The following is a 7,810-nucleotide window of genomic DNA, read 5'->3' as shown; positions in this document are numbered from 1 at the left end:
GGCGGCGTTACTTAAAGCGTGCGTAACTACTCCTCTTTTTGCTTCTTACCAGTGCTAGACTGTTATATAATACGTAAGTCCTGTAAATGGATAATCGCGAGGTAATAGTTATGCACGAAATAGATGTTGCTGAGGCTAAAAAGAATCTGGGCGAATTAATCGAAGCGGCGATTAAAGGTGAAGAAGTTGTGATTAGTAAGGATAACCAACCTGTTGTAAAATTGGTGGTAATACCTAAAAAAGTAAAAAGAGACCGTCAAGCAGGAAGTGCGAAAGGAATGGTTTGGATGTCCGATGACTTTGACGAACCGTTAGAAGAATTTAAGGAGTATATGGAATGAGGTTATTGTTGGACACTCATACCTTTATTTGGTACGCGACCGATAACTCTAGACTCAGCACGATAGCGCGATCTCTCATCAACAACGGAGAAAACGATGTTTTCCTCAGTACAGCTAGTATTTGGGAAATGGCGATTAAGCACAGTATAGGCAGATTGAGTTTCAGTCTGCCTTTTATGGAGTTTATCAGGCAACAACTCAGTGTTAGTAACATGGGGATACTGGAGATTAATCTATACCAAATTGAGGTTGTTGCTTCGCTACCTTTGCATCATCGCGATCCATTCGATCGGCTGATAATTGCACAGGCAATAGCGGAACAGATACCTATTTTGAGTGTAGATTCTGTTTTTGATAACTATGCGATCGCGAGGTTATGGTAAATCATGTTAATAATATTTAATAACTATTAGGCGCAAGTGCGAGATATAATTCAGCAAATCTGGGCTTAGCTTTGATTAAAAATAAATTATATGAGCAGATTTTTCCGAAAGAATGAGCAAGATAAAAAAACACCATAAAAATTCATGGTTAAATGAATTAGATGCCATAATTCGCGGTGCATCGGGCGGATTTTTATTTGGTATTCCCTTACTTTATACAATGGAGGTTTGGTGGATCGGTTCATCTACTAAACCGCCACAAATGCTAGGCGCGATCGCATCTACTATTGTCGCCGTCTTCCTCCTCAACCGAACTGAAGGATTTCGCAGAACAAAGAATATTCGCTTCCAAGAAGCTCTAATAGACACCGTAGAAGCCATTGCGATCGGGACTGTCTGCGCCGCACTGATCCTATTTTTACTCCGGGAAATTACCCCAGAGACACCTCTGCAAGAAATTTTAGGAAAAGTGATATTTGAAGGCCTTTCATTTTCTCTGGGTGTAGCGATCGCGCGAGCAGTTTTGAGTGGCGATCGCAATCAGGGTTCGGATGACGACAAACAAGATCAAAAAAAGGAAACCACTATTAATGCAACTTTAGCAGATATCGGCGCTACTTTAATCGGCGCTACCATCATTGCTTTCAACATTGCACCCACTGATGAAGTTCCCATGTTAGCCGCAGCTATATCTCCTCCTTGGCAATTAGCCATTATCGCCGCTTCTCTGCTAATTTCCTATGGTATTGTGTTTGCGGCCGGCTTTACCCACCAAGTAAAACGCTACCAGCAGCAAGGTATCTTTCAACGACCACTTAGCGAAACTATAATGGCTTATTTAGTGTCACTCGCGGCATCTACATTCATGCTGTACTTCTTCGACAAGCTCAACTTTAGCGATCCTTGGTCAGTGTGGTTGAGCTATACGTTAGTATTAGGATTGCCTGCAACAATTGGCGGCGCGGCGGGAAGGTTAACAGTATGACAGAGGATAATCAAAAGGAATTTAAACAATCGCTGGCGGAATGGGTGACATTTGCGATCGCGAGTTTTATCCTCACTACCTTGATCGGATTAGTAGTCTACAACTTGCTGACTAACAAACACGAACCTCCCATCCTCTCTGTCACGCAAAATACAGCTATGCGTGAAACAGGAGGGCAATTTTACATACCATTTATACTTACTAATACGGGTGGCGAAACCGCTGAGTCAGTCCAAGTTATAGCGGAACTGCGAGTTAATGGTGAAGTTGTGGAAAGTGGAGAACAGCAAATAGATTTTTTGTCAAGCGGTGAATCTCAAGAAGGTGCTTTTATTTTCAGCCGCGATCCGCGCAAAGGTCAGTTAATTTTGCGAGTAGCAAGTTACAAGTTGCCATAACGTAACATACCAATGATGAAAAATCGAGCGTTAACAGTTAACCGTTAACCGTTAACTGTTAACTGTTAACAATTACTTTTTCGCAGTTTGGCTATCAGGTACAGTAATATTGACAAACGGTAATGCACCATTACCTCCCATTACGGTTGGAAACTGACCATTCCATTTTTCAATTGCTTGCTGTTGAAGAAGTTCTGAAGTTAAAGTCATGCGCTGCAAACGCTGGGCCTCTGCTTGACCCTTAGCGCGGTTAATTTGAGCTTGAGCTTCTTGCGTTGCTTTCAATGCCAAAAATTCAGCCTGTTTAGCTTCCTGTTCAGCTATTTGCTTAGATTCTATCGCTTTGCTAAACTCCGGTGAAAAGCCGAAATTTACTAGGGAAACATCTTTGACTAGCACTCCATAAGGTGCTAAACGGTTCCTGAGACTATTGTCAATTTCGGCTTTTAATTCTGTGCGTTTAGTAATAATTTCCAACGCTGTTTTTTTGGCAGTGGCAGCTTTTAGGACTTCGGAAACTGCCGGATTCAAAATTCCATCCACAATTTGTTCTTCGCTTCCTACCTGCTGGTAAACTTGATTCGCCTTTGTGGGGTCTATATTCCAGTTTATTGCTAGATCGGCAGTAATTCTTTGTAAATCTTTAGATGCTGCTTCTGCCTTCAAATCAGTCTTTTGTACGCGAACGCTGAGAGTTTTAACAGATGTGACTATTGGCATAATTGGGTGAATGCCTTCATCTAATATTTGCTCCTGAACTTTGCCGAAGCGCATGACTACACCTCGTTCGCCGGCATTAACAATGGTAAAGGGTTTAAAAAGCAGGGCTCCGATCGCGATGACAACGCCGCCGATGATGTATAGGGCAAGGTTGTAAGGAAAAGCTGTCTGGGTGGTTTTCATAAATCTTAGTACCTTATATTAGTCTTATCTAGTATTTCTCTATGTTAGCCTCTGAGCGAGAATTCAACTCTCATAAACTTTTCCACCGATCGAGAGAAATCAAGGTGTGAGATTGCTTTGGGGTTGCTTCGTGTCCTCAGATTGCTTAGTTCCTGGCAACTGTGGTACGTTTAGCTCTCGCAATGACAGAAAATCGTAGTGAGTACGTAAGTCTTATCTAAAATTATTTTTGATAACTTTACTTCCAATGAAGATTTCGCAACGGCATGAATGGCCTGAGACTGTTGAGGAGGCGATCGCGATTCAGCAGCAACTCCAGTCGGAGGTAATCGCCGAAGACCAACTCGGAACCATCCGCTATGTCGCCGGGGTGGATGTGGCTTATGAAGAAAAAACGGCGATCGCACAGGCGGCTGTAGCAGTTTTGACATTTCCTGACTTACAATTAAAGGAACAGGTCGTTGTCCAAGTCCCTGTGAGTTTTCCCTATATTCCGGGTTTCCTGTCGTTCCGGGAAGTGCCCGCAGTGCTGGCAGCCTTAGAAAATCTCACCACTACCCCGGACTTAATTCTTTGTGATGGTCAAGGTTTAGCTCATCCCCGGAGGTTTGGTCTCGCCTGTCATTTGGGAGTACTGACACAAGTTCCTACTATCGGTGTTGCTAAAACTCGTTTTATCGGAGAGCATGAACCAGTACCCTCCGAACGTGGTAGTTGGCGGCCCTTGTGCGATCGCCAGGAAATTATTGGTGCTGTACTCAGAACCCAAAACGGAATAAAACCAATTTATATTTCCATCGGCCACAAGGTAAGCTTAAATAAAGCTATTGACTGCGTAATGCGTTGTACTCTCAAGTATCGTCTCCCTGAGACAACACGGTATGCCGATCGGCTGTCATCAGGTTAACAGAGGAATGCCCAAAGACAAGACTAGAAAAGCAACAAAGAGGCGAGGATCTAATATTCCCTCACAACTTAAATCAAAAATCAACTGTGGGTGCACTATAGTGGGTACCTACGAATTAAGGAAGTCTTTTCTGTGGGGTTGAAAGTTGTATGCTTCCCCCGATGTAAAAAAAGATTATCCCTTAGAAAGATGTACGAGGGTTCCCAAATTTCTAGAATAACCCTCAGATGCTAAAAACATTTGCAAAAACAAGGAGCATTGGCATGGCAGAGAAAAGCAAGCGCGGATTCGCCTCTATGGATGCAGAAAAACAGCGCGAAATTGCTAGTAAAGGCGGAAAAGCAGCCCACGCAAAAGGAACTGCCCACGAATTCACCCCTGAAGAAGCTAGACAAGCTGGCCAAAAAGGTGGGGAAGCAGTTAGCCGAAATCGTGAACACATGGCAGAAATTGGCCGCGAAGGCGGTCGCAAAAGCCGTAAGAGCGAAAGTGTGTAAACTAAAAGCAGTAAACTTGCATATCGCCCCCGTCCAATCGATTTAAGTGGATAGGACAACAAAAGCCCCCAAGGTGGGGCTTTTTGTTTGGCTTCATCCTAGAAGGCAGAATTTAGTTATCAACAAGAGTCGGAAAAATTCATTGTTTAGAAGAGATTTAGTTATCAATAAGGGTAGAAGGGAAATACAATTCCCAGCAATGGTTTCAGCAATTAAGAACGTCAAGCGTGACCTTGGCGGTTCCGGTACAAAATATTAGACTTGGACAGCGAATAATGTAAGGGTTAGCTATTATGTGTTCGATAACTTTAGAGTGGACAGAAGCAGGTCAACTCGTAACCCACACAATTCAAGGGAAACAGGCGAGCAAAAATCCGGGTACTGTGCGGATAGGGCGCGATCGCACGCGGTGTGATTTAGTTGTATCTCACCCGACTGTATCTGGGCTCCACGTTGAACTATTTTTTAATGACCAGACAAATATGTTCTATCTGCGGAATTTGCGGGATAGTAACCCACCGCTAGTTGATGGAAAAATATTAAATCAGGGAGAGGCAGTTTTAAATTCTGGCACTTACATCTATTTGGGACAAGTGGAAGTAAAGGTGGTTTCGATTTTTCTTGGTACGAGTGGGGTTCCCCCGACGGTTTTACTACCTCCACCAACAAATTTAGCCCAGTACCCGTCGGCAACGGGGCCCACAGAATACGGTTTGAAGTGTCCCAAGTGTCTGCACATTTCTCCCTACTCCCAGTTAGATATTGGTTGTCCTTGGTGTGGTACTTCTTTAGCAGCAGCGGTAAGTGTAGTGTTACCGCCCTCCGGTTCGCAGTAATATAGCCGAAGGAAGAAGGGGAAGAGAGGAATAGGACTTACGCACCCAACCAAAGAAACCGGGTTTTTTGACGAAAATAAGTAAATCCATGTAATTAAACATAAGATAACGATGGCTAAAAAGTTTGCTGTATAAGCGTTCTTCCTTCTCTCCTAGATAACTAAATTTTTCTTCCTTCTTCCTTCTTCCTTCTTCCTTCTTCCTTCTTCTGCCTCCTGCCTTCTAAATTATGAATCCTCAACCCTTGCGCCTTCAACTCAGTTGGGAAGACACAAGCTTAGGCGATCGCCGCGAGCCCTTGCTGGAACTACCAATTGCTATAGGGCGAATCTTTGAGAGTATGCCGGCGACAATTAATGGCGATCGCGTTTCTAGAATTGCCCTCAACAGCAGTCAAGTCTCTCGCTTCCACGCCGTGATCGCTTTAGAAAACGGCAGTATTGTTATAACGGATACAGGCAGCCGCAACGGTACTTTGGTCAATGGTATCCGCCAACATCGCAGCGTTTTAGCTAATGGCGATACTCTCCAAATTGGCCCCTATTCAATTGTTATTTACTTCGCCCCTAGTCATAGTTTACCTACTAGAAATTCCCAGATTTTTTTCAACCCCACTACAAATTTACCCGACCCCAATTGGTTTCCCCAACTACCTCTGTCTCCACCTTCACCCAGCGGATCTAGAGGAAGTGGCTTTCCGCCGCCTATATTTTTGCAATCTGCTGTTTTGACAGCACAATCAATCTATGCTACTGGCTTACCAGTTAGTGAAATTGATTATGCTGCAATTGGGGGAGGATTGGGTAGCTTCTTTTGGGTAAATTTACTAAGAATTTGTGGAGTAAAAACTTCTCAAATTTTGGCTTTAGGGATGGAAGATAAACCCTACGCTCGCTATCAACGCCTCTGTCTCAATTCTCAAATTCCACCCCACGAAAGATTACGTTCCAATTCTGATTCCTGTCCCGATAATATTTGGGGTTGGCCTCCCTACGCAGTGCGAGAAGCTTGGCGGGAAATGCTAGATGGACATTTGGGCAAGTCGTTGAAGTTAATGTGGCAAGTGTTTGCAGAACCAGCTTTTGCTGAAACTTACACGCCTAAATCGGGCAATGTTTTTGATTCCATTGACCGGGAAATTGATAGAATTGGCTGGAAAGAAATCTATCGCTATGGACGAGTGCTGAGCATTCGTAAAACCGATGATGGTAGATATGCGATCGCTTATTCTTGTTCTAGTGCTAGCCAACGCTCTCACGCTTTTGTTATAGCTAAATATGTTCATTTAGCTACGGGCTATCCAGCGATTCAGTTCCTCCCAGATTTGCAAGCTTATCGCGAACAAACCCGCGATTTCAAGTCAGTTGTTAATGCCTATGAAAGTCACGATTTTGTCTATGAATATTTAGAACGTAATGGTGGCACAGTATTGATTAGAGGTCGGGGAATTGTGGCTTCGCGGGTGGTACAGCGGCTTTATGAAGCTAGGGCGAGAAATCAGAATATTCAAGTATTGCATTTGATGCGATCGCCTAGACCGCAAGGTAATAAATTCGGTCGCGCCAGGCGTAAAGTAGAAAATCACTGTGAATTTCAGCCTTTTAACTGGCCAAAAGCTTGCTGGGGCGGGGACTTGCGGGTAATTCTGGAGAATGCTGCTATTGAGAATCGCCCAGAACTTCTGACGGATTGGGGTGGTACTACTACTGCTAATCGCAGCGATTGGCGGCGTATAGTCCGAGAAGGCCTCAGTCAAGGATGGTATCAAATTACTTTTGGGGAAGTGGAACGAGTCGAACGGGATGCTCAAAACCGAACGGTGACTTATATTCAGGAGAAGGGGTTAAAGGGGCAACTACAGTTAGCGGCGGATTTTATTATTGATGCGACTGGTTTGGATGCTAAAGTCAAGACGAGCCCGCTGCTGGAAGATTTAGTCAATCAATATAACCTCCCTCTCAATCATTTGGGACGTTTGAGTATTAGTAATGATTTTGAATTACGGGAAATGCGATCGCCTCTGACTCCCGTTAATCAGGGGAAAACATCAAATGCCCCTCCTTCTAAGGGAAGCTGGGGCGATCGAGGGGGCCGAATGTATGCCGCAGGGGCAATTACTCTAGGTGGCCCCTACGCACCTGTAGATAGTTTCCTGGGTTTGCAATATGCTGCCCTGCGCTCTATTGAGAGTTTAGCGGCGGCGCGAGCTCCAGGGATGCAGAGTTTGGGCGCTGTGAGATCCCTAACTCAGTGGTGGAAGTGGGCCCTCAACCAATCTCCAGGTTGAAAATAAAAAACGCCCAAATTGCGGGCGCTCGTCAGGGTGCATCTACTATGCTTACTAGCATACACCCTTAAGGGGTAATACCCCTCAATTAATTAATAAAAAGTTATAATTTGCGCTCAATTGTGTTAATGGGTAATGGGTAATTGGTAATTGGTAATGGGTAATGGCTAATTACCTATTTCCCTCATCTCGCTCATCTCCCTCATCTCCCCATCCTCCCCATCTCCCCCATCTCCCCCATCCTCCCCATCCTCCCCATCCTCCCCATCCTCC

The 7,810-nt window shown here is 44.4% G+C and carries 9 protein-coding genes; 8 read left to right on the top strand and 1 reads right to left on the bottom strand.

The annotated features are described in order from the left end of the window. The first annotated feature begins 110 nt into the window (after positions 1-110). From PN499_RS10780 to PN499_RS10765, 4 genes are all read left to right on the top strand, one after another. A complete protein-coding gene (locus PN499_RS10780; RefSeq protein ID WP_272031858.1) occupies positions 111-341 on the top strand; it encodes a type II toxin-antitoxin system Phd/YefM family antitoxin in 231 nt (76 codons plus the stop codon). Next, positions 338-724, top strand: coding sequence for a type II toxin-antitoxin system VapC family toxin (locus tag PN499_RS10775; RefSeq protein ID WP_272031857.1), 387 nt, complete (start codon positions 338-340; stop codon positions 722-724). The genes PN499_RS10780 and PN499_RS10775 overlap by 4 nt, the downstream gene beginning before the upstream one ends. 112 nt (positions 725-836) lie before the next feature. Continuing rightward, on the top strand, positions 837-1,709 hold the full coding sequence (locus PN499_RS10770; RefSeq protein WP_272031856.1) for a TIGR02587 family membrane protein: 873 nt from the start codon (positions 837-839) through the stop codon (positions 1,707-1,709). Beyond that, positions 1,706-2,107, top strand: coding sequence for a TIGR02588 family protein (locus tag PN499_RS10765; protein ID WP_272031854.1), 402 nt, complete (start codon positions 1,706-1,708; stop codon positions 2,105-2,107). The genes PN499_RS10770 and PN499_RS10765 overlap by 4 nt, the downstream gene beginning before the upstream one ends. Before the next feature lie 72 nt (positions 2,108-2,179). On the opposite strand, the gene PN499_RS10760 is transcribed toward PN499_RS10765, so the two are convergent. Continuing rightward, on the bottom strand, positions 2,180-3,010 hold the full coding sequence (locus PN499_RS10760) for a prohibitin family protein (protein ID WP_272031853.1): 831 nt from the start codon (positions 3,008-3,010) through the stop codon (positions 2,180-2,182). A 247-nt stretch (positions 3,011-3,257) separates the two neighbouring features. Between PN499_RS10760 and nfi the strand changes: the two genes are divergently transcribed. The 4 genes from nfi (at position 3,258) to PN499_RS10740 (ending at position 7,537) form a co-directional block, all read left to right on the top strand. Continuing rightward, a complete protein-coding gene (nfi, locus tag PN499_RS10755; protein ID WP_272031852.1) occupies positions 3,258-3,917 on the top strand; it encodes a deoxyribonuclease V in 660 nt (219 codons plus the stop codon). A 263-nt stretch (positions 3,918-4,180) separates the two neighbouring features. Then, positions 4,181-4,414 carry a KGG domain-containing protein gene (locus PN499_RS10750; protein WP_007358087.1) on the top strand — a complete coding sequence of 78 codons (234 nt, stop codon included), beginning with the start codon at positions 4,181-4,183 and terminating at the stop codon, positions 4,412-4,414. Positions 4,415-4,707: 293 nt separating this feature from the next. After that, complete coding sequence (locus tag PN499_RS10745; protein ID WP_272031851.1) at positions 4,708-5,250, top strand: FHA domain-containing protein; 543 nt, start codon at positions 4,708-4,710, stop codon at positions 5,248-5,250. Between the two features lie 229 nt (positions 5,251-5,479). After that, entirely contained in the window at positions 5,480-7,537 is a 2,058-nt protein-coding gene (locus PN499_RS10740; protein WP_272031850.1) for an FHA domain-containing protein, read from the top strand. Positions 7,538-7,810 lie beyond the last annotated feature (273 nt).

The organism is Kamptonema animale CS-326 (genome assembly GCF_028330895.1).
GTDB lineage: Bacteria > Cyanobacteriota > Cyanobacteriia > Cyanobacteriales > Microcoleaceae > Kamptonema > Kamptonema formosum.
The sequence above is the reverse complement of the archived record's forward strand: the minus strand, read 5'-3'. Positions and strand labels throughout refer to the sequence as shown.